The following is a 21,956-nucleotide window of genomic DNA, read 5'->3' as shown; positions in this document are numbered from 1 at the left end:
TCCCATGACCTTCGAATCAGAACGCGCGCGGCGGATCAAGCTGTCGCCGGCGATGGCGGTGTCGGTGCGGGCCAAGGACATGCGCCGGCAGGGCCGCGACATCATCGACGTGAGCGTCGGCGAGCCGGACTTCGACACGCCCGCCCATGTCGTCGAGGCCGCCGTCGCGGCGATGCGCGCCGGCCAGACCCACTACACCGCCGCCGACGGCACCCCGGAACTGAAGGACGCCATCGCGGCGAAATTCGCCCGCGAGAACGGCCTGCATTTCTCGCGGGAGGAAATCTCCGCCGGCAATGGCGCCAAGCAGATCATCTTCAACGCGCTGATGGCCACGATCGAGCCGGGTGACGAGGTGCTCGTGCCCGCGCCCTACTGGGTCTCCTACACCGACATGGCGCTGCTCCTGGGTGCCGCGCCGAAGGTGGTCCGATGCCCGTTCGAGGAGGGCTTCAAGCTGACGCCGGGCCGGCTGGAGGCGGCGCTTTCGCCGCAGACCCGCTGGCTGCTGCTCAACTCGCCAAACAACCCGTCCGGTTCCGCCTACACGCAGGCCGAGCTGCAGGCGCTCGGCGAGGTGATCAAGCGTCATCCGCGCCTCATCGTGCTTTCCGACGAGATCTACGAGCACATCCGGCACGACGGCGCTGAGGCGCCCTCGTTCCTGACCGCCTGCCCAGACCTGCGCGCGCGCACGTTGATCGTCAACGGGGTGTCCAAGGCCTATGCGATGACCGGCTGGCGCATCGGCTATGCCGCGGGTCCCGCCGACCTGATCAAGGCCATGGCCAAGATCCAGTCGCAGTCGACCTCCAATCCCTGCTCGATCTCGCAGGCCGCGGCGGTTGCCGCCCTGACCGGCCCGCAGGATTTCATCGCCACCGCGGGCAAGGAATACAGCGCCCGCCGCAATGCCATGCTGGAAGGACTGAAGGCGGTTCCGGGAATTCGCGTGCGGCCCCCGGAAGGCGCGTTCTATGCGTTCATCGACTGCAGCGACCTCATCGGCCGGCGCACCTCGGACGGGACGGTGCTCACCGACGACGCGGCGATCGCGGAACATGTTCTCGAGGCGGCCGGCCTGGCCGTCGTCCCGGGGGCGGCCTTCGGGCTCTCGCCCTATATCCGCATGTCCTTCGCCATCTCGCAGGACATGGTGGAAACCGCCTGCGCCCGACTGGCCAAGGCGTTCTCGGACCTTGCCTGAGATGACGAGCCCCTACGAGAAGCTCGCGGCCCTCGGCCTTGAGCTCCCCGCGATCCGCAAGGCGGCCGGTGCCTATGTGCCGGCCCGCCGCGCGGGCGACCTGCTGTTTCTGTCCGGCCGGGGAGGCGCCAGCGCCGACGGTACGGTCGCCAGCGGTCGCGTCGGCGAGACCGTCACGACGCAGGAGGCCCGGGAGCACGCCCAGTCGGCCGGGCTCCAGCTCCTGGCCGCCGCCCACGCCGAGCTTGGCGATCTCGGGCAGATCCGCGCCGTGGTCAAGCTGCTCGGCATGGTCAACGCGGTGCCCGGCTACCGCGAGCATCCCAAGGTCATCGACGGATGCTCGGACCTCTTCATCGCCGTTCTCGGCGATGCCGGGCGGCACGCGCGCAGTGCCATCGGCGTCGGCTCGCTGCCCCACGACATGAGCGTCGAGGTCGAGGCTATACTGCTGGTCGATCCACGGAATTGACGCGGCGCAATGGCCGCAACCGCTGGTCTGCGGGCGTGGTCTGTTATATGATGGCTCACTTGTGACAACGCGCCAAGAAGGACCGAAAATGCTCGGCAGACGGGAGAGCCTTTCCTCTCAGCTCAAGAAGCAGCTGATGCTGAAGATCGAGGACAAGGTCTATCTCCCGGGCGAAAAGATCCCGACCGAGACGGACCTGTGTCGCGAATACGGCGTCAGCCGCACCGTCGTGCGCGAGGCCATCGCCTCGCTGCGCGCCGACGGGTTGCTGACCTCGCGCCAGGGCATCGGCGTCTTCGTCAATGACGCGCCGCGCCTGCTGCCCTTCGAAATCTCGCCGGTTCCTGAATCCGCCGTGCAGGAGATCCTGCACATCCTGGAGCTGCGCCTCGGCGTCGAGCTCGAGGCGGCGGCCCTCGCCGCCGAACGCCGCAGCGCCAAGCAGCTCAAGGACATCCGCCTCGCACTGTCCAGGATCGAGGCGGAGCCCGTCGATGGCGAGGACGCCGGCGGGCGGCTCGATTTCGACTTCCACATCGCCATCGCCCGGGCAACCGGCAACGCCTATTTCGAGCGCTTTCTCGATTTCCTCGGTCCGCAGATCATCCCGCGCCTGCGCATCCGCGCCGGCGCCCTGCGCCCCGAGGCGACCGGGTATCGCGAGAAGCTCCATGAGGAGCATCTCGCCATTCTCGACGCGATCGAGAAACGGGACCCGGAAGCGGCGCGCGACGCGATGCGTGTCCATCTCGGCGACAGCATGAACCGCTACCGTCAGGCCGTGGCCTGACAGCGCTTGCCTGACCCCGCAGACGCTGGCCGTCCAGCGTCTGTTCTCGCCTGAAATCCCGACAAGCCCCCCTCGGGCGGAAGATCCCGACAAGCCGGTCCATCGGTCGCTGGCCTTCTTGCGCCGGCCTCCGCGCGCCCCGCCGAAAGGGCGGTGCGGCGCGATATTTTTTTGACACATATGACAACATATGACAGTCTACACACACAAGTAGAGAGGCAAGTCCAATTGCCCGTTCCGACCTTCCGAAAACAGCTGGGTACCGCCCCGACAGACGGAGAATGAAATGTCTCTCAAGCGCCTTTTCCGCGTGATGGCCCTGGCCTCCGCGACGCTCGCCACAGCCTCGTCCGCCATGGCCGCCACACAGTGGACGATGGCTTCCGGCTACCCGGAAAGCAGCTTCTTCACGCAGAACATCCGCAAGTTCATCGAGGCCGTCGAGGAGCGCACCAAGGGTGAGCTGAAGATCGACCTGCGTTCGAACGACAGCCTGATCAAGCTCGACAACATCAAGCGCGCCGTGCAGTCCGGCCAGGTCGAGATCGGCGAGATCCGCATGGGCGTCTACGGCAACGAGCAGGAGATGTTCAACCTCGACAACATCCCCGGCGTGGTGCCGACCTTCGACAAGTCCTGGAAGCTGATGGAGGCGCAAAAGCCGTTCTACGACAAGTGGTTCGGTCGCTACGGCATGCAGGTCCTCACCTATGTGGCCTGGCCGGGACAGGGCTTCTACACCAAGGAGCCGATCAAGTCGCTTGACGACATCAAGGACGTGCGTCTGCGCATCTACTCGCAGCAGACCCAGGTCATGGGCAAGGAACTCGGCGCGATCGCCATCATCCTGCCCTTCGCCGAAGTGCCGCAGGCGTTTGCCACCGGCATGATCGACGCGCTGTGGACCAGTGCCCAGTCGGGCACCGACGTGCAGGTCTGGGACTATCTCAACGTCTTCACCTACACCGGCACGATGCACAACAAGAACGCCATCATCGTCAACCAGCGCGCCCTGCGCTCCCTGCCCGACGACGTGCGCGCCATCGTGGTTGAGGAAGGCGAGAAGGCAACCGCGCGCGGCTGGGAAATGGCCAAGGCTGCCAGCGCCGAGCGCGAGCAGGTGCTCAAGGACCACGGCATGACCATCAACCAGGCGCCGCAGGACGTCCTCGACCGGATCGACGTGATCGGCAAGCAGATGGTCGCCGACTGGATGACCCGGGCCAGCGATGAGGAAAAGGCCGTCTACGAAGCCTATCAGGCGTCGCTGAAGTAAGCCGAAACCACCGAACCCGGAGGAACCGACCATGATCCGACGCACGTTGGACGGTCTTTATTCGGCAGCCGGCTATGCCGCCGCCCTGTTCCTGGTCGGCATCGGCGTCACGATCATCGTTCAGGTCGTCGCCCGGTGGATGTCGGTCACGGTCGATTCCACGGAGGCGGCCGGGCTATGCCTGGCCGCCTCCACCTTTTTCGGCCTGGCCCACACGTTCCGAAAGGGCAGCCACGTCCGCATCACCCTGCTGGTCCGGCTGCTTCCCAGGGGCCCGAAGCGGATCTTCGAGATCCTCAACTGCCTGATCGCCGGTGCGACGATCAGCTTCCTGGCCTGGCACGTCATCGCGCTGACGATGCAGTCCTACGAATACCACGACGTCAGCCCCGGCCTGCTCGCCATGCCCTTCTGGATCCCCCAGCTGGGCGTCTCGATCGGCGTCACGCTCTTCGCCGTCGCCATCCTCGACGACCTCGTCACGATCCTCCTCGGCCGCGTCCCCAGCTACGCCGTCGACGAGCATCCCGAAGACACCCACGCGGACTGAGGACGCACCATGGACATGACATTCATTTCCGCGATCGTCCTGATCGTCCTGATCTTCGGATTTCTCGCCGTCGGCGTCTGGGTCTCCGTCACGCTGCTCGCCGTCGGCATGCTGATGATGGGCATCTTCACCTCGGCGCCAATGGGCTCGCTGATCGCCTCGACGCTCTGGGACAACAGTTGGGGCTGGGCGCTGACATCGCTTCCCCTGTTCGTCTGGATGGGCGAGATCCTGTTCCGCTCGAACCTGTCCTCGGACATGTTCCGAGGGCTGTCGCCGCTGGTCGGACGGCTGCCGGGAGGCCTGCTCCACGTCAACATCCTGGGATGCGGCGTGCTGGCGGCGATCACCGGCTCCTCGGCCGTCACCTGCGCCACCATCGGCCGGATGACGGTGCCGGAACTCGGCAAGCGCGACTATCCGATCAAGATGACGGTCGGTACGCTCGCCGGCTCGGGAACGCTCGGCCTGCTGATCCCGCCGTCGATCATCATGATCGTCTACGGCGTGACGGCGGAGCAATCCATCGGGCGGCTGTTCATCGCCGGCGTCGTGCCGGGCCTGCTGCTGATCACCCTGTTCATGGGCTACACGGCAATCTGGAGCCTGATCAACAAGGACGCCATGCCGACCCGCGAGGGCAGGATTTCCTGGCGGGAACGGATGATGGCGATCCGCAGCCTCGGCCCGACCGTCAGCCTGATCGCGCTGGTCATCGGCTCGATCTACGGCGGCTACGCCACCCCGACCGAGGCCGCCGTCGTCGGCGTGCTCGGAGCGCTCGGCCTGTCGGCGATGAGCCGCTCGCTGACCCGCGAGAGCTTCATGGACGGGGTCATGGCCGCGGTCAGAACCTCCTGCATGATCTCCTTCATCATCGGCTGCGCGGCGTGCCTGTCGATCGCCGTCGCCTTCGTCGACCTGCCGCGCGAACTGGCTCAATGGGTAAACAGCCTGAACCTGTCGCCCTATGCGCTGCTTGCCGTTCTGGCGGTGCTGATCCTGGTGCTCGGGTGCTTCCTGGAAGGCATCTCGATCATCGTGCTCACCTCCTCGGTGATGCTGCCGATGGTGCAGGGCGCGGGCATCGATCTCGTCTGGTTCGGCATCTTCATCACGATCCTGATCGAGGCGGCGCAGATCACACCGCCGGTCGGCTTCAACCTGTTCGTGATGCAGAGCGTGACGGGGGAGAACATCCTGACGATCGCCAAGGCGACCTTCCCGTTCTTCCTCCTGCTGATGGCCCTGCTCGTGGTGATCGCGGCCTTCCCGGACATCGTGCTCTGGCTGCCGGAGCTGATGCGCTGACAGCCTTTTCCGCCGGCGGCTGCCCCCCGTCGCCGGCGTCGCTGCCCCGCCTCTTCCCGTGATCGGAAGACGGAGCAGGCACCTGGACGCCGCCTCCTTCCATCGGAAGACAGGCGGCGTCTTTTTTTATTACTGCAGGGAGAAGAAACGCCGTGATCGGCAGAGGCTCAGTGACCGCCGCCGCCACCGCCCATGGCCTTCGGCCGCTCGACGAAGAACAGCGCGAAAAGCAGCGCGAAGAACAGCCAGGTGAGCAGGTAGAACACATCCGCGAAGGACATGACGAAGGCCTCGCGGGTGACGATGCCGGACAGTGCCTTGAGCCCCGCCTTGTCAGCGAGATCGCCGAGCGAACTGTAGGCGCCGGTCATCATGTTCAGCGTCTCGTTGACAACCGGCCGCGACCAGTTGAGGCTTTCTGAAAGCCGCGCATAGTGGAAATCCTGGCGGTTGGTCAGCACCGTGCCGATGACCGCAAGCCCCACGGCGCCGCCAAGATTCCGGGTCAGGTTGAACAGGCCGGAGGCGTTCTTGATCATCGACGGCGGCAGCATGCCAAGGGCGATGTTGTTGATCGGCACCATGCAGATCATCAGCGAGCAGCCGCGCAGGATCTGCGGCACGAACAGCTCCCAGAAATCCCAGTCGTGGGTGAGGCCGGTCACCATCCAGGTGCCGATGCCGAAGCCGGCGAAGCCGATGCCCATCATCACCCGCGGATCGAGAAGGCTCATCAGCCGCCCGGCAATCGGCGCGGTCAGGAACATCGCCGCGCCGGAGACGAACATGGTCTCGCCGATCTGCAGCGAATTGTAGCCGCGCACCGAGCTCAGATAGACCGGGTAGAGATAGGTCAGCCCGTAGAGGCCGATGCCCATGGTGAAGCTGAAGATGCAGCCCATGGTGAAATTCTTGTCGGAAAACGCCCTGAGATCGACCACCGGTTCTCGCGCGGTGAAGGCCCGCCAGAAGAAGATCATGGCCGCCGTCGCCGAAACCACGGTGAAGAGCAGGATCTCCTCGCTCTGGAACCAGTCGTCGCCGGCGCCCTCCTCGAGCACGAATTCGAGCGAGCCGAGGAAGATCGCCATGGAGGCGAATCCCACCCAGTCAAAATGGTCGATCAGCGACCAATCCGGCTCGTCGAAGTCGATCAGCGTCACCGCCGCGATGGTGACGAGAATGCCCGGCACGACGTTGATCAGGAACAGCCAGTGCCAGGAGCCGAACTCGGTCAGATAGCCGCCGAGCGTCGGGCCGATGGTGGGCGCGAGCGTCGCCACGAGGCCGATCATCGGCGAGACGACGGAAAATTTCTCGCGCGGGAAGATGATGTAGGCGGAGGCGAAGACCGTCGGGATCATGCCACCGCCGATGAAGCCCTGGAGCGCACGCCAGACGATCATCTCGTTGATGGTCGTGGCGGTGGCGCACATCATGCTCATCAAGGTGAAGCCGGCGGCGGAGATGGCGAACATCCAGCGCGTCGACAGCATCCGCGACAGGTAGCCCGACAGCGGGATCATGATCACCTCGGCGATCAGATAGGCCGTCTGCACCCAGGCGATGTCATCGCGCGAGGCGCCAAGGCCGGCCTGGATCTCGGGCAGCGAGGCGGAGACGATCTGGATGTCCAGGATCGCCATGAACATGCCGAACACCATGCACAGGAAGGTGAACAGCTTGCGCCCGTCGAAGCTCGGCTCCGCCACCGCGCCTCCAGCGACCTTGCTCGACATCGTCCGCCCCCTTAGCGCCTGTCGGCGATGCTGGAGCCGTCGGCCCCGGCCAGGCGCCCGCCGGTGCGGGTGTCGACCTCGACGATGACCGACATGCCCGCCCGCAGCGGATGGTCCGCGGCGTCATGCGCGTCGACCAGAATCTTCACCGGCACGCGCTGGACGACCTTGGTGAAGTTGCCGGTGGCGTTTTCCGGCGGCAACAGGCTGAAGACGGACCCGGTCGCCGGCGAAATGCTCTCGACCTTGCCGCGCATCACGACGTCCGGATAGGCATCGACGGTGAAGGTCACGTCGCCGCCCTCGGCGATGCCCCCGAGCTGAGTTTCCTTGAAGTTGGCCTCGACATGGGCCGACTTGAGGGGAACGATGGCGGCCAGCCGGCTGCCGGCCTGAAGAAAGCTGCCGACCTGGGCGGCGCGGTTGCCGAAGATACCGTCGACGGGGGCGCGCACGACCGTGAAGCCGAGATCGCGCTCGGCCTTCTCAAGTGCGGTCTCGGCCGATTTCACTGAGGTTTCCGCCTCGTTCTTCTGGCTTTCCAGAACCGCGACATTGGCCTTGGCGAGTTCGACGGCGGCTCGAGCCTTCTCCACATTGGCGTCGGCCGCCTTGCGGTCGGTGCGGGCGGTATCGAGAGTCGCCTGGCTGACGACGTTGTTCTTCGTCAGCTTCTCGCGGCGCTGGAAGATGAGTTCGGCATCCTCGCGTGTCGCCTGGGCGACCAGAACACCTGCCTCGGCCTCGCGCACGGAGGCCTGGCTGGCGATGACCTGCTCGGAGATCCGCGCAACGGCGGCCTTCGCCGAGGCGAGACTGTCGCGGGCGGCCTCGACCGCGAGCCTATAGTCGCCGTCGTCGATGCGCAGAAGCACGTCGCCCGCCTTCACCGGCGCGTTGTCCACCGCCTTGATGCTGGCGACATAGCCTGACACCTTGGACAGGACCACGGTGATGTCGGTGTCGACATAGGCGTCGTCCGTCGTTTCCATGAACCGGCCGTGGGTCCACCAGGCGTGCCCCTCATAGGTGCCGGCGGCAAGGCCGATAAGCGCAAGCACCAGAAAGATGCGCTTGGCCTTGCCGCCGCTCTTCTTCGGCTTTTGCGGGGAAGCCTCCGAAGACGAGATGGACGAGGACGCCGTTGCCGGAACACCGCCCGAGCCACCCTGGTCGCCGTTTGCGGCGCTCACGGCGCCGCCCGCCGGCGCGGAGCCGGTCCGAGTATCATCTGCACTCACGATAAAGACACCTTGCTTGCGCATTGATCGGCCTTCGCGCGCCTTGCGGAAAAGCCGGGGCGAAGGCTTCAGCCATTCGCAAATATCTCTCTTGACTGAACGGTTCGGTCAGTCGCTTATATAGAGCGAGCCGGCGCCCTTTTGCAAGAGCGCTTGCGTGTGTGCAGTGCGAAATGATTGCCGCCCTCCGGCAACAGGGTTAAGCAAAGGCGCGGTTTGGCCGTCGCTGCCCTGCGCTGCATCGCAACAATATCGGGCAGATGGCGCGGACGGCGCCTCTTGCCCGGCGACTATCACAAACGCGGAAAACGCGATGGCCGGAATGGGCCGAACGGGATATCTGTCGGAGAGCTTTCGAGGATCCCGCGAGGTGGCAAGGGGGACCGGTCAGGCTGAGGCGACAGGAATGACGAAGACAGCAATCCAGCCCGGAGCCCGGGGAACGGACAGCGATAACGACACGCAGGACCAGCCCGACACGACAAAGCGTCGGCAGATCCTGGCTGGCGCGCGTTCCGCATTCCGCGCGCATGGCTACGACGGCGCCTCGATGGAAATGGTGGCGCGCACCGCGGGCGTTTCCAAGGGCACGCTCTACGTCTACTTCGAGAACAAGGCAGCGCTGTTTCGCGCGCTTATCCTGGAAGAGCGGCTCGACCAGGCCGAGACCTTCCTGCAGTGCGACGACATGTCGGGCGACATCCGCGACCAGCTCGTCAACGTGGCCCAGCGCTTTCTGGCCAAGATGATGCGCCCGGAACGGCTGTCGACGCTGCGCATGGTGATCGGGGCAACCGAACAGTTCCCCGAGTTCGGCAAACTGCTCTATGAGGCCGGGCCGATGAAGGGGATCGGGCGCCTGGCCAAGGTGCTCGACCGGCGCGTGGCCAGCGGTGACCTCACCTGCCCGGATACCGAGCTTGCCGCCAGCCATTTCATCGACTTGTGCGGCTCGAGCCTGCTGAAGCGGGCAATGTTCGTGCCCGGCACCGAATTCACCCAGGCGGAGATCGACCGGGTCGTCTCCTCCGCCGTCAGCGTGTTTCTCGCCGCCTACGGCAAGAAAGCCTGAGGCAAGGGGTTTCGGACACGCCCGCCGCGACGCGGGCGTGTCCCTGCGCCATCCGCCTCAGACGCGGAAGACCTCGGCGTGGCTTGCCACGAAGGTCTCGCCCTGCGGCGTCACCCAACCACGGAACATGCCGTCGGTGTTGTAGGGAGCGGCGATGGACCCGTCCGCGCCGACCGCGACGAGACCGGCACCGACCTTCACCTCGGCCAGATCGCCCCGGATCACCTTGTCTGCCGCCGCTTCCAGGCTTTCGCCCAGATAGGCGACACGGCTCGCAACTTCGTGGCCGACCGCATGCAGGATGAAATACTCCCCCTTGCCGGTGCCTGAAACGGCGCAGACGCCGTCGCGCGCGTAGGTTCCGGCCCCGGCGATGGGGCTGTCGCCGATGCGCCCCGCCGGCTTGTCGTTGTAGCCGCCGGTCGAGGTCGCGGCGGCGAGATGGCCGCGGCCATCGAGCGCAACCGCGCCGACGGTGCCGTGCTTTTCCGCCTCGCTCGCCTTCGCCGCCGTTCCCGCAGCCCGATGGGCCTTCATGGCGGCCAGAGCCTGAACCCGGCGCGGGGTGGTGAAATAGTCGGGCTCGACCATGGCAAGACCGGCGGAACGGGCGAAATCATCCGCCGCCGGGCCGCCAAGCAGCACCGCATCGCCAGCTTCCATCACCTTGCGCGCCGCCTTTACCGGATTGCGGATGCGGGTGGCCAGCGTCACGCCGCCGGCGGAAAGGCTCGCGCCGTCCATGATCGAGGCGTCGAGTTCATGAGCGCCGGCGGTGTTCAGCGCAGCGCCGTAACCGGCGTTGAAATGGGGGCTGTCCTCCATGACCACGACCGCCGCCTCGACAGCGTCGAGCGCCGGGCCACCTGCCCTGAGGACAGCCCAGCCCGCAGCGAGCGCGCGGGCCAGGTCGGCGCGCGCGGCGACCCATTCCTCCTCGCTCAGGTCGAGCTTCGCCATGACACCGCAACCGCCGTGAATTGCCAGCGCGACAGGACCCATATCCGAAATCTCCAATGCTCCCGCCACCTGCGGCGGAATGTCCAAAAAAAGGCCGGGTCCCGACGGACCCGGCCCGATCTGTCAGCCAGCCCGCGCGATCACTTGGCCGGGCGGATGTTCATCGCCAGCGTGTCCTCGTCGGAGCGCGGGGTGATGGTCAGCCCGTTCTTCATGCCCCAGGCGGTGACGATCGAGGCGATCGGCAGGTTCGGCCGGTCGCTCGCCACCAGCGCGTTGGCATCCTGGAGCGCCTTCTTGCGCTTGGCCACGTCCATCTCGGAGGCCGCCGTCTCGATCAGCTTGTCCATCTCGGGATTGGAGTAGCCGCGCACGTTGAACGCGCCGAGCTTCTTTTCCGGCTCATTGGTGTGGACCAGCGAAGAGAGCGTGTAGTTGGCCTCGCCCGTCAGCGTGCCCCAACCCGACATGGTCAGCGAGAAGTCGCCGCGCGTGTTGGCAGGGAAGAAGACGGCGCCCGGGAGAGCGTTCGCCTCCGCCTCGATGCCGATGGCGGCCAGCATCTGCGCGATGGTCGTGCCGACGTCCTTGTCGCCCGGCAGGCGGTCGTTGGTGAAGGAGAACACCACCTTGAAGCCGTCCGGATAGCCGGCATCGGCCAGCAGCGCCTTCGCCTTCGCCACATCCGGCGTCGGAACGGCAATCTCGGGATTGTAGCCGAAGATGTTCGGCGTCACGAGCTGCGACTGGGCGGTACCCATGCCTTCCATGGCGATCTCGGTGATCGTCTCGCGGTCGATGGCGAGATCGAAGGCCTCACGCACGCGCGGATCGCGGAAGGGATTTGCGGCGAGCGCCGAACCGTCCTTCGCCGTGACCTGCGGTGTGTTCTCGCGGAAGTCGAAGGAGACGTTGAAGAGATAGACGCTGTTCTCGCGCACCAGATTGACGCTCGAATCCCGCTCCAGCGTCGCAATGTCGGAGGCGGGAACGCGGGCGATCAGGTCGACCTGGCCGGCCTTGAGCTGGGCGACGCGGGCGGCATCGTTGGGGATCTCCTTGCGCACCACCTTGTCCCAGGGCTCCTTGCCGCCCCAGTAGCCATCGAAGCTCTCGAGCACCAGCTCTTCCTTCGGCGTCCACGACACGAACTTGTAGGGCCCGGTGCCAATCGCGGCCTTGCCGGAGTTGAAGCCCTCGGAAGCCACGTCGGCGCTCGCGGAATAGTCGGCGGCAGCGGTGTGGGAGACAACGAACAGGCGGATGAAATCGTTCGGCAGCGTCGGCGCCGGACCGTCGGTCTTCACCCGGATGGTCAGCGGATCGACGATCTCCACCGACTTGACGCGCCGCACGTAGATCGTCGTCGGGTTCGGGCCGGTGACATTGGGGATGCGCTCGATGGAGAACTTGACGTCCTCGGCGGTGAAGTCGGAGCCGTCGTGGAACTTCACGCCCTCGCGCAGCTTGAACTCCCAGGTGCTGTCGTCGATCGGCGTCCAGCTGGTGGCGAGACCCGGCTCGAGCTCCAGGTTGTTGCCCGACTTCACCAGCGAATCGTAGATATGCTTGATCGCCTCGGCATGGGTTCCGGCAGCGGTGAAATGCGGGTCGACCGAAAGCGGGCCGGCGCGCACGCCGATGGTGAGATCGGCCGCAAGAGCCGCGCCCGAAACGCCGCCCAGCAGCACCGCCGCCACGGCGGCCGTCCGCAATGTCTTGAGAATGCTCATTCCTCGTTCTCCTCTGGGGCTATCATCTGTGGCCAGTTGTGGGAATCCACGACGACCTTCGCCAGAAGCTCGGAAAGCATCAGCGTCTCTGCCGGGGTGAGCCCGCAGAGCATCGCCTTCTCGCGCTCGACCATGAACTGCATGGTTTCGTCGACGATGCGCTTGCCCTCGTCCGTGATGAACAGGACGAAGCTTCTGAGGTCGGCCGGGTCCACCTCACGGCGGACGATCTTCTTGTCGATGAGCTTCTGGATGGCCCGGCTGATCGTGTTCTTGGGAAATCCGGAAGAGCTGCAGATGGCGCTCGCCGTCAGCCCGTCGGCCAGGCCGAGGGAATAGAGCACCACGAATTCCGGCCGCGGCAGACCGAATTCCTTCTCGATCCGGCGGTAGACCGGAACGTTGAACTGCAACGCCACGAAGTTGATGCGGAAGGACAGCCAGCACGGGTTTTCCCAGAGCTTCACCGCGACGAGATCGTCGACGCGCTCCGGGCTCGCGGAGGCCTTGCCGCCCTGTCGCAACTGGTTGTCAAAGGATGGGTTTTCCGTTTCCAAGTCGCCAACCTCTTCCGCAAGTCATCCGGTTTTTGTTCCGTATGGAACTTGACGCTGGCAAAATTGGCTGTCAATTTCTTTTTTTAGTTCCGTATGGAACTGTGCATTTGGCAAGCGCATCTCTTGCCGATGCCTATTTCTTGTGCTTTTTCAGTTCTTTCGAGCGGACGGAAGCGCAGGCGAAAGAAGGATGCGAACGCATGGAGAGGCAATGAAGATCGCGGACATGAACTGGATGCAGGCGGAAGAGCGGGCGCAAGCGGACGACCGCTGCGTGCTGCCGATCGGCAGCGTCGAGCAGCACGCCTATCTCAGCCTGGCGACCGACATGATCCTGGCGGAGAAGGTCTCCCTCGACGCGGCCGAGCCGCTCGGCGTGCCGGTCTTCCCGGTCGTGCCCTACGGACTCGCCTCGTCCTTCGCCGCCTTTCCCGGGACGGTCAGCCTGTCGCTGGCGACCTACGCCGGCGTGATCCGCGACATTCTCGACAGTCTCCACCGCTCCGGCTTCCGCAAGATCCTGATCGTCAACGGCCATGGCGGCAACACGCCGGTCGCCGCGGCCGTCTCCGAATGGCTCAATGGCCACGCCGACGCCCGGGTGAAGTTCCACGACTGGTGGCGGGCGCCGCAGACCATGGCCAAGGTGCGCGCCACCGACCCGGCCGCCTCGCACGCCTCCTGGATGGAAAACTTCCCCTGGACGCGCACCGGCGACCCGCGCCAGCCGGAGACGGCCAAGCCCGAGATCGACTATGCGCATCTCGCCCGCGTCGGCGCCGCCGCCAAGCGCGAGCTGCTTGGCGACGGCAACTACCACGGCCTGTACCAGCGGCCCGACGCGGACATGCTGGCGATCTGGGAGGTCGCCGTCGCCGAGACGCGGTCGTTGCTGGAAGCCGACTGGACCTGACGCCCCCGCGCCGCGGATGACGCGGCGCGCGCCTCCGCCGACAAGGGAACGAGGATCCGATGCTAGCATTCCTCCTGCAACGCCTGTGGCAGGCGATCATCGTCGTGGTGGCGATGTCGGCGCTGGTTTTCAGCGGCGTCTATGCGGTGGGAAATCCCATCGACGTGCTGATCGCGCCGGACGTCACCCAGGACATCCGCGCCCAGGTGATCGCCCAGTACGGCCTCGACCTGCCGCTCTGGAAACAATATTTCGCCTTCATGGGCCGGCTGCTCGAAGGCGATTTCGGACGCTCCTTCGTCTACAACATGCCGGTCAGCGAGCTGATCATGTCGCGCCTGCCGGCGACCCTGGAACTGACGCTGACGGCCGTGCTCTTCGCCAGCCTCGTCGGCATTCCGCTCGGCATGTACGCCGGCTACCGGCCCAACAGCCTGGTCGCGCGCACGATCATGGCCGCCTCGATCCTCGGCTTCTCGGTTCCCACCTTCTGGTTCGGCCTGATGCTGATCATGGTCTTCGCCGTGCAGCTCGGCTGGATGCCGGCGGGCGGGCGCGGTGAGACGGTCAACCTGCTTGGCATGGAATTCAGCTTCCTGACCCTGAACGGCTGGTCGCATATGGTGCTGCCGGCGCTGAACCTGGCGATGTTCAAGTTCGCGCTGATGATCCGGCTTGCCCGCGCCGGCACCCGTGAACTGATGCTGAGCGATACGGTGAAATTCGCCCGCGCCGCCGGCCTGTCCGAATACACGGTGCTGCGCCGGCATGTGCTCCGGCTGATCTCGATCCCGCTCGTCACCGTCTTCGGCCTCGAGCTCGGCTCGACCCTGGCCTTTGCCGTCGTCACGGAAACGATCTTCTCCTGGCCGGGCCTCGGCAAGCTCATCATCGACAGCATCACGTCGCTCGACCGGCCGGTGATGGTCGCCTACCTGATGCTCGTCGCGATGCTCTTCATCTTCATCAACCTCGCCGTCGACGTGACCTACGCGCTGCTCGATCCGCGACTGAGAAAGGGGCGTTCCTGATGCGTGACACGCTTCTCGCCCGCTTCCTGGCGGAGTTCTCCCGCAACAGGATCGCAACCGCGGCGGCGCTCGTCGTCCTCCTGATTGTGCTGACGGCGCTCTTTGCTCCCTTCATCGCGCCGCAGGACCCCTACGACCTCGCCCATCTGGTGCTGCGCGACGCGCGCCGGCCGCCGGGATATGTCGGCGCCGGCGGCTATGTCCACTGGCTGGGCACGGATTCGCAGGGTCGCGACCTGCTGTCGGCGATCATCTACGGATTGCGCATTTCGCTGGAGATGGGCGTCATCGCCGGCGGCGTTGCCTTCACCGTCGGGGCCATCGTCGGCTGCTCTGCCGCCTATATCGGCGGGCGCTTCGAGAGCGTGGTGATGCGCGTCATCGACCTGCAGCTGTCGTTCCCGGCGATCCTGCTCGCCTTCGTCATCGCGGCGATCCTCGGCCAGGGCCGCTATCAGCTGATCATGGCGCTGATCTTCGCCCAATACGCCTATTTCGCCCGCACCGCCCATGGCGCAGCGGCGGCGGAGCGGCAGAAGGACTATGTGGAGGCGGCACTCTCCGTGCCGCTGTCCCACGGCCGGGTGGTGCTGCGCCACATCCTGCCGAACTCGATGCCGCCGCTGATCGTCGTCGCCACCGTGCAGATCGCAGCAGCCATCGCGCTGGAAGCGACACTCTCCTTCCTCGGCGTCGGCCTGCCGCCGACCGAGCCCTCCCTCGGCATGCTGATCTCCAACGGCTTCCAGTATCTCCTCTCGGGGCGCTACTGGATCTCGATCTACCCCGGCATCGCCCTGATCCTCTTCATCGTCTCGCTCAATCTGGTCGGCGACCAGGTGCGCGACCAGCTCAACCCGAGGCTCCGCCGATGACCGCGCCGCTGCTCGAAGTCACGAACCTGCAGACCTGGTTCCCGAGCGGGCGAAGCGAGCTGAAGGCCGTCGACGGCGTGTCCTTCTCCATCGCTGCCGGGGAGGTCCTGGGCCTCGTCGGCGAATCCGGCTCCGGCAAGTCGATCACCGGCTTCTCGATCATCGGCCTGATCGACGAACCCGGCCGCATCGTCGGCGGCTCCATCAAGCTCGAGGGGCGCGAGCTGATCGGTCTGACCTCCTCCGAGCTGCGGGCAATCCGCGGCAAGGCCATCTCCATGGTCTTCCAGGACCCGATGATGACGCTGAACCCGGTGCTCACCATCGGCACACAGATCCAGTTGGCGCTCGAGGCCCATGAAAAGGTCGACGCGGCAACCGCGCGCGCACGCGCCATCGCCGCGCTCGCGCAGGTGCGCATCACCGAGCCGGAGCGCAAGGTCGACTTCTACCCGCACCAGTTCTCCGGCGGCATGCGCCAGCGCGTCGCCATCGCCATCGCCCTGCTGCATCGGCCGAAACTGATCATCTGCGACGAGCCGACCACCGCGCTCGATGTTTCGATCCAGGCCGAGATCCTGACCGAGATGAAGGAACTCGTCTCCGAACTCGGCACGGCGCTGATCTGGATCAGCCACGACCTGGCGACGGTCTCCTCCATCGCCGACCGGGTGGCGGTGATGCGCGCCGGCCGGCTGGTGGAAATCGGTCCGGCACTCTCGGTGCTGACCCGGCCGCAGCACGACTACACGAAGGCGCTGCTCGACGCCCTGCCCTCGCGGGCGAAGCCCGGCGAACTGCTTGCCCGCGGCGGCGGGCTGGAGGACGCCGCGCCGCCGCCGCGCGAGCGGGTGCACGCCGACCTGCCGCCCCTTGGGACGCCCTATCTCGTCATCGACGCGGTGTCGAAGCGCTTCCAGAAGCCCGCCGGCCTGTTCCAGCGGCTGGCGGAACGTGCCGGCCTCGCCCGGCCGCTGCCGGCGGTGCAGGCGGTCGACGGGGTGAGCCTGACGCTGAAGCGCGGCGAGGTTCTGGGACTTGTCGGGGAATCCGGTTCGGGCAAATCCACGCTCGGGCGCATGGCCGCCGGCATCCTGCCGCCGAGCGCGGGAACGGTGCTGCTCGACGGCAAGCCGGTGATGAGCGCGGGACGCGGGGCACGCAAGATCACCACCCGCATCCAGACCATCTTCCAGGACCCCTTCGCCTCGCTCAACGGGCGCATGCGCATTGGCGACATCGTTGCCGAGGGGCCGCGCGCCCACGGCATCGTCACGCGCGCGCAGGCCCCGGCCTATGTGCGCCAGTGGCTTGCCGCCGTCGGCCTCGACCCGGAGGTGGCCGGACGTTTCCCGCACCAGTTTTCCGGCGGTCAGCGCCAGCGCATCGCCATTGCCCGGGCGCTTGCCATGCAGCCTGACGTGGTCATCTGCGACGAGCCGGTCGCCTCGCTCGATGTCTCGATCCAGGCACAGATCATCAACCTGCTGATCCGCCTGCGTGCCGAACTCGACCTGTCACTGGTCTTCATCAGCCACGACCTCGCGGTGGTGCGTCACCTCTGCGACCGGGTGGCGATCATGTACCTGGGCAAGATCGTCGAGGAAGGCGAAGCCGGCGCGATCTACGACCATCCGGCGCACGACTACACCAGGCGGCTGCTCGCAGCTGTGCCTGTGCTGCCAGAAGCGGCGGAATAACAAGGAGATGCGGGCCATGGAGCCGTGGGAATGGGACGAAGCGACCTGGCGCGGCCGGGTCGAGAAGGTGCGCGCGGGCCGCTCGCTGAAGCCGAAGGCGTGGAAGGATGGCGCGCGCTGCGCCGTGGCGCTGTCCTTCGACAGCGATCATGAGACCAATGAGCTGCGCGACGGCGGCACCTCCATCGGCCGCATGTCGCAAGGCCAGTACGGAAACCGCGTCGGCGTGCCGCGCATCCTGAAGGTGCTGGAGGACGCCGGTGTGCCGGCCACCTTCTTCGTGCCGGCTGTCGTCGCCCTGCTCTATCCCGACGAGCAGAAGCGCGTGGTCGGCGCGGGTCACGAGATCGGCCTGCACGGCTGGATCCACGAGGTCAACACGCAGGTGCCGCCGGAGAACGAGCGCGAGCTGCATCTGCGCGCCGCCGACACGCTGGAGGCCGTCACCGGCATCCGCCCCGTCGGCATGCGCACGCCGTCCTGGGACTTCTCGGATGCGACCCTCGGCATCGAACGCGAGCTGGGGCTGCTCTACGATTCCTCGCTGATGGCCGATGACGACCCTTACGAGCTTGTCGAGGACGGAGAGCCGACGGGCATCGTCGAGCTGCCGGTCGAGTGGATCCGCGATGACGCGGTCTATTTCAACATGAACCGCTTCACGGCGCTGCGCCCCTACACGCCGCCGACGGCCGTGCTTGACATCTTCCGCCGCGAGTTCGACCGCGCCCATGAGGAAGGCGGGCTGTTCCTGCTGACCATGCACCCGCATGTCACCGGCTACCGCTCGCGCATCTTCGTGCTTGAGGAGCTTATCCGGCACATCCAGGGCCATGACGACGTGTGGTTCGCGACCCACGCCGACGTCGCCCGCTTCGCCAAGGAGAACGGCGGTGAGTGAGGCGGGGCGCAGGCTCGCGCTTGTCACCGGCGGCGGGCGCGGCATCGGCCGCGCCTGCGCGCTCGACCTGGCCAGGGCCGGCTTCGACATCGCGCTGGTCGATCTGCTGGAGGATGACCTCAAGCGCACCGAGGCCGAAATCCGCGCCCTGTCGCGCTGCGCGCTCACCTTCGTGGCGGACGTGCGCGACCACGCCCGCGCCGCCGACGTGGTGCGCCAGGTGGATGCAGCCTGGGGCCGGATCGACGTGCTCTTCAACAACGCCGGGCGGCCAATGCCGAAAGGCATAACAGAGATCTCGGAGAACGAGTTCGACGACACCATCGCCATCAATCTCAAGGGTGCGTTCAACTACATCCAGCCGGTGGTTCCGGTGATGCGCAGAAACGGCGGCGGCCGCATCATCAACATGTCGTCGATGAACGCCCATACCGGCGGCGTCACCAGCGCGGTGAGCAAGTTCTCCTACACCGCCGCCAAGGCCGGCGTCCTCGGCATGACCCGGGCGCTGGCAAAGGAGTTGGGTCCGGAGATCGCGGTCAACGCGATCTGTCCGGGCGTGATCAAGACCGAGCGCTCGAACGCCATGATCGAGGCCCGCGAGGCCGAGCTTGCCGCCGGCATCGCGCTGAAGCGCGTCGGCACGCCCGAGGACGTGGCCAGCGTCGTCACCTTCCTGGCGACGGCGGAGCCCAACTTCCTCACCGGGCAGGACATCTCCATCGACGGGATGCAGTGGATACGGTGACCTGTTCCCCCCGGGTCGCCGCATGCGCCGGGTCGTGCCGCTCTCAGCGCAGGACCCGGCGCAGCCCTTCCTGAACCTTGAGCAGCGCCGGAAGGTAGAGGCGGACGAGATCCTCCGGCTCCGCATGCACCGCCGCAACGCCGGTGTTGAGCGCGGCAATCACGCGCCCGCGCATGTCGAAGAGCGGCACGGCGATCGAACGCAAACCGAGCTCGACCTCCTGATCGATCAGCGCATGGCCAATGGCGCGCACCTGCGCAACGCGCGCCAGGATCTCCGACGGATCAGTCAGGCTCGCCGGCGTGCGCGGCGTCAGGTCCGAGCGCTCGACAAGCTCCAGCGCCTCGTCCTCGGGACGCGCGGCAAGCAACACCCGGCCCATCGAGGTGCAATGGGCTGGCAGCCGCGAGCCCGGCATCAGGCCGATCGACATGACCCGCTTCTGCGCCGCCCGCGCCACATAGACGATCTCCGTCTCGTCCAGGATCGACACCGAACAGGACTGGCCGATGCGCTCGCAAAGCTGGTCGAGCCAGGGCTGGACGATCTGCGGCAGGGGCAGCGCCGCAAGCGCGCCCATGCCGAGGCGCAACGCCCTGGGCGTCAACGCGAAATACTTGCCATCGTAGTCGGCATAGCCTTCCGCATGGAGCGTGAGGAGACAGCGGCGCGCCGTCGCCCGGTCGAGGCCGGTCGCCTCCGCCACATCGGCGATGGCCAGGCGCGGCGTTTCGGCGCCGAAGCAGGCAAGCACCCGAAGCCCCTTGGCGAGCGAGGCGATGGTGTCGGTCTTGTTCAACATGCGAACAGCAAGTTCCACAATCCGAACAAGTGTCAAGATCCGCACGCCAGCCATTGCACCCGCAGCCGGGGTACCGCAGGCTTGCGACGACATGCGGGTGCCCAGCGCGCCTGCGGGGGAGAGATGTCATGGACAAGACCATCGCGACCGCCCATGAGGCGGTTTCCCGGATCGGAACCGGTGCATCGGTGATGATCGGCGGCTTCGGCGGCTCCGGCGCGCCGATCGAGCTGATCCACGCTCTGATCGACCGCTATCTGGACACCGGAGCGCCAGGGGACCTCACCGTCATCAACAACAATGCCGGTAACGGCCGGGTCGGCATCGCCGCGATGATAGATGCCGGCATGGTGCGGCGGATGGTCTGCTCCTTCCCGCGCTCGAGCGAGCCGCGCGCCTTCACCCAGAAATACCTTGCCGGCGAGATCGAGCTGGAACTGGTGCCGCAGGGCACGCTCGCCGAACGCATTCGCGCCGGCGGCGCCGGCATTCCGGCCTTCTACACGCCGGCGTCCTACGGAACGGAGCTTGCCGAGGGTAAGCCGACGGGTAAATTCGACGGGCGCATGTATGTGCAGGAACGCTGGTTGAAGGCAGATTTCGCGCTGCTGAAGGCCGAACGCGCCGACCCGCTCGGCAATCTCGTCTACCGGCTGGCGGCGCGGAACTTCAACCCGCTGATGGCAATGGCAGCGGCACGCACGATCGTGCAGGCACGCCACATCGTGCCGGCCGGCGGCATCGACCCGGAAGCGGTTGTCACCCCTGGCATCTTCGTCGACGCGGTTGTCGAGGTGGCCGACCCGGCGCAGGAGGAAGCGCTGATCCGCGCCGGTGTCGCCCACCGGGGCTCGGTCGTGTCCCCCCGGGAGGGCACGGCATGACCAAGCTGACAAACGCGCAGATCGCCTGGCGCGCGGCCCAGGACATTGCCGACGGCGCCTATGTCAACCTCGGCATCGGCTTTCCCGAACTGGTTGCCCGCTTTCAGCCCGAGGGGAGAGAAGCGATCTTCCACACCGAAAACGGCGTTCTCGGCTTCGGCAAGGCGCCTCCGGCGGGCGAGGAGGACTGGGACCTGATCAATGCCGGCAAGAAGGCGATCACACTGAAACCGGGAGCCGCCTTATTCCACCACGCCGACAGTTTCGCCATGGTGCGCGGCGGTCACCTCGACGTGGCGATCCTCGGCGCCTACCAGGTGGCGGAAACCGGCGATCTCGCCAACTGGCGCGTCGGCACGAAGGGCGTGCCGGCGGTCGGCGGGGCGATGGACCTGGTTCACGGCGCAAGGCGCGTGGCGGTGATCACCGAACACGTCACCAAGGACGGCCAGCCCAAGCTGGTTGAACGCTGCAGCTTTCCGCTGACCGGCGTTGCCTGCGTCACCCGCGTCTACACCAGCCTCGCCGTCATCGACATTGCGGACGGGCGCTTCGTGCTGCGCGAGAAACCAGCCGGCCTGTCGCTGGAGGCGCTTCAGGCGCAGACCGGGGCAAGGCTTCATCTCGACGGGCCGGTCGGCGATCTTGTCGCGCCGGACATGAACGAGGAAGCAGGAGCCTAGGAGAGGGGAACCTTCATCGTCGCCTTCACGGTCTTCATCACCGTGTAGGTCTGGAAGGACCGTACATTTGCATTGGCGAAGAAGGCGCGCTCGGTAAAGGCGCCATAGGCCTCCATGTCCGGGGTCACGACGACGAGGACAAAATCGGCGTCACCGGTGACATAATAGCACTGGGTGACTTCCGGGCGGGCGGAGAGCTCGGCACGAAAGGCCTCGAGCAGGTCGAGACGTTCGCGCTCCAGCGACACATGCACAATGGTGGTGACGCTGGGACCGACGGCCGCCGGATCGAGCAGCGCCACATCGGCGCGAATGACGCCCGCGTCCCGCAGCTTGCGGAGCCGCCGCTGGCACGCGGAAGGCGAGAGGCTCACCCGCGCCGCCATCTGCTCCGCCGTCAGCAGGTTGTTCTCCTGGACGAGGTTCAGGAGTGCAATGTCGTGATCGTCGAGCTTCACCGATTTTCGCGCCGATCCGGCCATGGCCTGCGTTCCTTCTCCTGATTTCGGCG

Annotated in this window: 22 protein-coding genes; 15 read left to right on the top strand and 7 right to left on the bottom strand. The window is 66.3% G+C overall.

Going from position 1 to position 21,956, the window contains the following annotated elements; all coding sequences use genetic code 11:
* The first annotated feature begins 4 nt into the window (after positions 1 to 4).
* The 6 genes from ACN0WF_RS05280 to ACN0WF_RS05255 all read left to right on the top strand — a co-directional run bounded on the left by ACN0WF_RS05280 (position 5) and on the right by ACN0WF_RS05255 (position 5,606).
* Complete coding sequence (locus ACN0WF_RS05280; protein WP_417771751.1) at positions 5 to 1,207, top strand: pyridoxal phosphate-dependent aminotransferase; 1,203 nt, start codon at positions 5 to 7, stop codon at positions 1,205 to 1,207.
* A 1-nt stretch (position 1,208) separates the two neighbouring features.
* Positions 1,209 to 1,679 carry a RidA family protein gene (locus tag ACN0WF_RS05275; protein ID WP_417771750.1) on the top strand — a complete coding sequence of 157 codons (471 nt, stop codon included), beginning with the start codon at positions 1,209 to 1,211 and terminating at the stop codon, positions 1,677 to 1,679.
* Positions 1,680 to 1,767: 88 nt separating this feature from the next.
* The gene (locus ACN0WF_RS05270) at positions 1,768 to 2,469 is read left to right on the top strand and encodes a FadR/GntR family transcriptional regulator (protein ID WP_417771749.1); all 702 of its coding nucleotides are present in this window, start codon (positions 1,768 to 1,770) and stop codon (positions 2,467 to 2,469) included.
* Between the two features lie 286 nt (positions 2,470 to 2,755).
* A complete protein-coding gene (locus ACN0WF_RS05265) occupies positions 2,756 to 3,745 on the top strand; it encodes a TRAP transporter substrate-binding protein (protein WP_417771748.1) in 990 nt (329 codons plus the stop codon).
* A gap of 31 nt (positions 3,746 to 3,776) precedes the next feature.
* Positions 3,777 to 4,295, top strand: a complete 519-nt coding sequence (locus ACN0WF_RS05260; protein ID WP_417771747.1) for a TRAP transporter small permease — start codon at positions 3,777 to 3,779, stop codon at positions 4,293 to 4,295.
* A gap of 9 nt (positions 4,296 to 4,304) precedes the next feature.
* Positions 4,305 to 5,606, top strand: a complete 1,302-nt coding sequence (locus ACN0WF_RS05255) for a TRAP transporter large permease (protein ID WP_417771746.1) — start codon at positions 4,305 to 4,307, stop codon at positions 5,604 to 5,606.
* 167 nt (positions 5,607 to 5,773) lie between these two features.
* Here the strand turns inward: ACN0WF_RS05255 and ACN0WF_RS05250 are convergent, their stop codons facing one another.
* Both ACN0WF_RS05250 and ACN0WF_RS05245 read right to left on the bottom strand, forming a co-directional pair.
* Positions 5,774 to 7,345, bottom strand: coding sequence for a DHA2 family efflux MFS transporter permease subunit (locus ACN0WF_RS05250; RefSeq protein WP_417771745.1), 1,572 nt, complete (start codon positions 7,343 to 7,345; stop codon positions 5,774 to 5,776).
* 11 nt (positions 7,346 to 7,356) lie between these two features.
* Positions 7,357 to 8,538 carry an HlyD family secretion protein gene (locus ACN0WF_RS05245; RefSeq protein ID WP_417771744.1) on the bottom strand — a complete coding sequence of 394 codons (1,182 nt, stop codon included), beginning with the start codon at positions 8,536 to 8,538 and terminating at the stop codon, positions 7,357 to 7,359.
* A gap of 454 nt (positions 8,539 to 8,992) precedes the next feature.
* Between ACN0WF_RS05245 and ACN0WF_RS05240 the strand changes: the two genes are divergently transcribed.
* Positions 8,993 to 9,658 carry a TetR/AcrR family transcriptional regulator gene (locus ACN0WF_RS05240; protein WP_417771743.1) on the top strand — a complete coding sequence of 222 codons (666 nt, stop codon included), beginning with the start codon at positions 8,993 to 8,995 and terminating at the stop codon, positions 9,656 to 9,658.
* A gap of 57 nt (positions 9,659 to 9,715) precedes the next feature.
* Here ACN0WF_RS05240 and ACN0WF_RS05235 read toward each other — a convergent pair whose 3' ends face one another.
* From ACN0WF_RS05235 to ACN0WF_RS05225, 3 genes are all read right to left on the bottom strand, one after another.
* Positions 9,716 to 10,660, bottom strand: coding sequence for an isoaspartyl peptidase/L-asparaginase family protein (locus ACN0WF_RS05235; RefSeq protein ID WP_417771742.1), 945 nt, complete (start codon positions 10,658 to 10,660; stop codon positions 9,716 to 9,718).
* 98 nt (positions 10,661 to 10,758) lie between these two features.
* Positions 10,759 to 12,351 (bottom strand): ABC transporter substrate-binding protein, encoded by a 1,593-nt coding sequence (locus ACN0WF_RS05230; RefSeq protein WP_417771741.1) that lies wholly within the window; start codon positions 12,349 to 12,351, stop codon positions 10,759 to 10,761.
* Positions 12,348 to 12,908: a MarR family winged helix-turn-helix transcriptional regulator gene (locus ACN0WF_RS05225; RefSeq protein WP_417771740.1), complete on the bottom strand. Its 561-nt coding sequence runs from the start codon at positions 12,906 to 12,908 to the stop codon at positions 12,348 to 12,350. The genes ACN0WF_RS05230 and ACN0WF_RS05225 overlap by 4 nt, the downstream gene beginning before the upstream one ends.
* A 211-nt stretch (positions 12,909 to 13,119) precedes the next feature.
* Between ACN0WF_RS05225 and ACN0WF_RS05220 the strand changes: the two genes are divergently transcribed.
* Genes ACN0WF_RS05220 through ACN0WF_RS05195 form a run of 6 tightly spaced genes read left to right on the top strand, consistent with a single transcriptional unit; the run spans position 13,120 to position 19,076 of the window.
* Entirely contained in the window at positions 13,120 to 13,821 is a 702-nt protein-coding gene (locus ACN0WF_RS05220) for a creatininase family protein (RefSeq protein ID WP_417771739.1), read from the top strand.
* Positions 13,822 to 13,880: 59 nt separating this feature from the next.
* On the top strand, positions 13,881 to 14,852 hold the full coding sequence (locus tag ACN0WF_RS05215; RefSeq protein ID WP_417771738.1) for an ABC transporter permease: 972 nt from the start codon (positions 13,881 to 13,883) through the stop codon (positions 14,850 to 14,852).
* Positions 14,852 to 15,727 carry an ABC transporter permease gene (locus ACN0WF_RS05210; protein ID WP_417771737.1) on the top strand — a complete coding sequence of 292 codons (876 nt, stop codon included), beginning with the start codon at positions 14,852 to 14,854 and terminating at the stop codon, positions 15,725 to 15,727. The genes ACN0WF_RS05215 and ACN0WF_RS05210 overlap by 1 nt, the downstream gene beginning before the upstream one ends.
* A complete protein-coding gene (locus tag ACN0WF_RS05205; protein ID WP_417771736.1) occupies positions 15,724 to 17,427 on the top strand; it encodes a dipeptide ABC transporter ATP-binding protein in 1,704 nt (567 codons plus the stop codon). The genes ACN0WF_RS05210 and ACN0WF_RS05205 overlap by 4 nt, the downstream gene beginning before the upstream one ends.
* A 16-nt stretch (positions 17,428 to 17,443) precedes the next feature.
* Positions 17,444 to 18,328 carry a polysaccharide deacetylase family protein gene (locus tag ACN0WF_RS05200; protein ID WP_417771735.1) on the top strand — a complete coding sequence of 295 codons (885 nt, stop codon included), beginning with the start codon at positions 17,444 to 17,446 and terminating at the stop codon, positions 18,326 to 18,328.
* Positions 18,321 to 19,076 carry an SDR family NAD(P)-dependent oxidoreductase gene (locus ACN0WF_RS05195; protein ID WP_417771734.1) on the top strand — a complete coding sequence of 252 codons (756 nt, stop codon included), beginning with the start codon at positions 18,321 to 18,323 and terminating at the stop codon, positions 19,074 to 19,076. Before ACN0WF_RS05200 ends, ACN0WF_RS05195 begins: the two co-directional genes overlap by 8 nt.
* A 43-nt stretch (positions 19,077 to 19,119) precedes the next feature.
* On the opposite strand, the gene ACN0WF_RS05190 is transcribed toward ACN0WF_RS05195, so the two are convergent.
* A complete protein-coding gene (locus tag ACN0WF_RS05190; protein ID WP_417771733.1) occupies positions 19,120 to 19,878 on the bottom strand; it encodes an IclR family transcriptional regulator domain-containing protein in 759 nt (252 codons plus the stop codon).
* Between the two features lie 128 nt (positions 19,879 to 20,006).
* On the opposite strand from ACN0WF_RS05190, the gene ACN0WF_RS05185 reads away from it, so the two are divergent.
* Both ACN0WF_RS05185 and ACN0WF_RS05180 read left to right on the top strand, forming a co-directional pair.
* Complete coding sequence (locus ACN0WF_RS05185) at positions 20,007 to 20,762, top strand: 3-oxoacid CoA-transferase subunit A (RefSeq protein WP_417771732.1); 756 nt, start codon at positions 20,007 to 20,009, stop codon at positions 20,760 to 20,762.
* Positions 20,759 to 21,445 (top strand): 3-oxoacid CoA-transferase subunit B, encoded by a 687-nt coding sequence (locus tag ACN0WF_RS05180; RefSeq protein WP_417771731.1) that lies wholly within the window; start codon positions 20,759 to 20,761, stop codon positions 21,443 to 21,445. Before ACN0WF_RS05185 ends, ACN0WF_RS05180 begins: the two co-directional genes overlap by 4 nt.
* On the opposite strand, the gene ACN0WF_RS05175 is transcribed toward ACN0WF_RS05180, so the two are convergent.
* A complete protein-coding gene (locus ACN0WF_RS05175) occupies positions 21,442 to 21,927 on the bottom strand; it encodes an Lrp/AsnC family transcriptional regulator (protein ID WP_417771730.1) in 486 nt (161 codons plus the stop codon). The genes ACN0WF_RS05180 and ACN0WF_RS05175 overlap by 4 nt on opposite strands.
* Positions 21,928 to 21,956 lie beyond the last annotated feature (29 nt).

Source organism: Stappia sp., assembly GCF_048268045.1.
Classification (GTDB): Bacteria; Pseudomonadota; Alphaproteobacteria; order Rhizobiales; family Stappiaceae; genus Stappia.
The sequence above is the reverse complement of the archived record's forward strand: the minus strand, read 5'-3'. Positions and strand labels throughout refer to the sequence as shown.

What these genes read in the sequence shown, in the direction of transcription:
- ACN0WF_RS05185 (WP_417771732.1), top strand. Translation starts at nt 20,007, where the DNA reads ATGGACAAGACCATCGCGACCGCCCATGAGGCGGTTTCCCGGATCGGA.
- ACN0WF_RS05255 (WP_417771746.1), top strand. Translation starts at nt 4,305, where the DNA reads ATGGACATGACATTCATTTCCGCGATCGTCCTGATCGTCCTGATCTTC.
- ACN0WF_RS05265 (WP_417771748.1), top strand. Translation starts at nt 2,756, where the DNA reads ATGTCTCTCAAGCGCCTTTTCCGCGTGATGGCCCTGGCCTCCGCGACG.
- ACN0WF_RS05175 (WP_417771730.1), bottom strand. Translation starts at nt 21,927, where the DNA reads ATGGCCGGATCGGCGCGAAAATCGGTGAAGCTCGACGATCACGACATT.
- ACN0WF_RS05210 (WP_417771737.1), top strand. Translation starts at nt 14,852, where the DNA reads ATGCGTGACACGCTTCTCGCCCGCTTCCTGGCGGAGTTCTCCCGCAAC.
- ACN0WF_RS05235 (WP_417771742.1), bottom strand. Translation starts at nt 10,660, where the DNA reads ATGGGTCCTGTCGCGCTGGCAATTCACGGCGGTTGCGGTGTCATGGCG.
- ACN0WF_RS05280 (WP_417771751.1), top strand. Translation starts at nt 5, where the DNA reads ATGACCTTCGAATCAGAACGCGCGCGGCGGATCAAGCTGTCGCCGGCG.
- ACN0WF_RS05270 (WP_417771749.1), top strand. Translation starts at nt 1,768, where the DNA reads ATGCTCGGCAGACGGGAGAGCCTTTCCTCTCAGCTCAAGAAGCAGCTG.
- ACN0WF_RS05275 (WP_417771750.1), top strand. Translation starts at nt 1,209, where the DNA reads ATGACGAGCCCCTACGAGAAGCTCGCGGCCCTCGGCCTTGAGCTCCCC.
- ACN0WF_RS05215 (WP_417771738.1), top strand. Translation starts at nt 13,881, where the DNA reads ATGCTAGCATTCCTCCTGCAACGCCTGTGGCAGGCGATCATCGTCGTG.
- ACN0WF_RS05200 (WP_417771735.1), top strand. Translation starts at nt 17,444, where the DNA reads ATGGAGCCGTGGGAATGGGACGAAGCGACCTGGCGCGGCCGGGTCGAG.
- ACN0WF_RS05220 (WP_417771739.1), top strand. Translation starts at nt 13,120, where the DNA reads ATGAAGATCGCGGACATGAACTGGATGCAGGCGGAAGAGCGGGCGCAA.
- ACN0WF_RS05180 (WP_417771731.1), top strand. Translation starts at nt 20,759, where the DNA reads ATGACCAAGCTGACAAACGCGCAGATCGCCTGGCGCGCGGCCCAGGAC.
- ACN0WF_RS05190 (WP_417771733.1), bottom strand. Translation starts at nt 19,878, where the DNA reads ATGTTGAACAAGACCGACACCATCGCCTCGCTCGCCAAGGGGCTTCGG.
- ACN0WF_RS05260 (WP_417771747.1), top strand. Translation starts at nt 3,777, where the DNA reads ATGATCCGACGCACGTTGGACGGTCTTTATTCGGCAGCCGGCTATGCC.
- ACN0WF_RS05205 (WP_417771736.1), top strand. Translation starts at nt 15,724, where the DNA reads ATGACCGCGCCGCTGCTCGAAGTCACGAACCTGCAGACCTGGTTCCCG.
- ACN0WF_RS05240 (WP_417771743.1), top strand. Translation starts at nt 8,993, where the DNA reads ATGACGAAGACAGCAATCCAGCCCGGAGCCCGGGGAACGGACAGCGAT.
- ACN0WF_RS05230 (WP_417771741.1), bottom strand. Translation starts at nt 12,351, where the DNA reads ATGAGCATTCTCAAGACATTGCGGACGGCCGCCGTGGCGGCGGTGCTG.
- ACN0WF_RS05250 (WP_417771745.1), bottom strand. Translation starts at nt 7,345, where the DNA reads ATGTCGAGCAAGGTCGCTGGAGGCGCGGTGGCGGAGCCGAGCTTCGAC.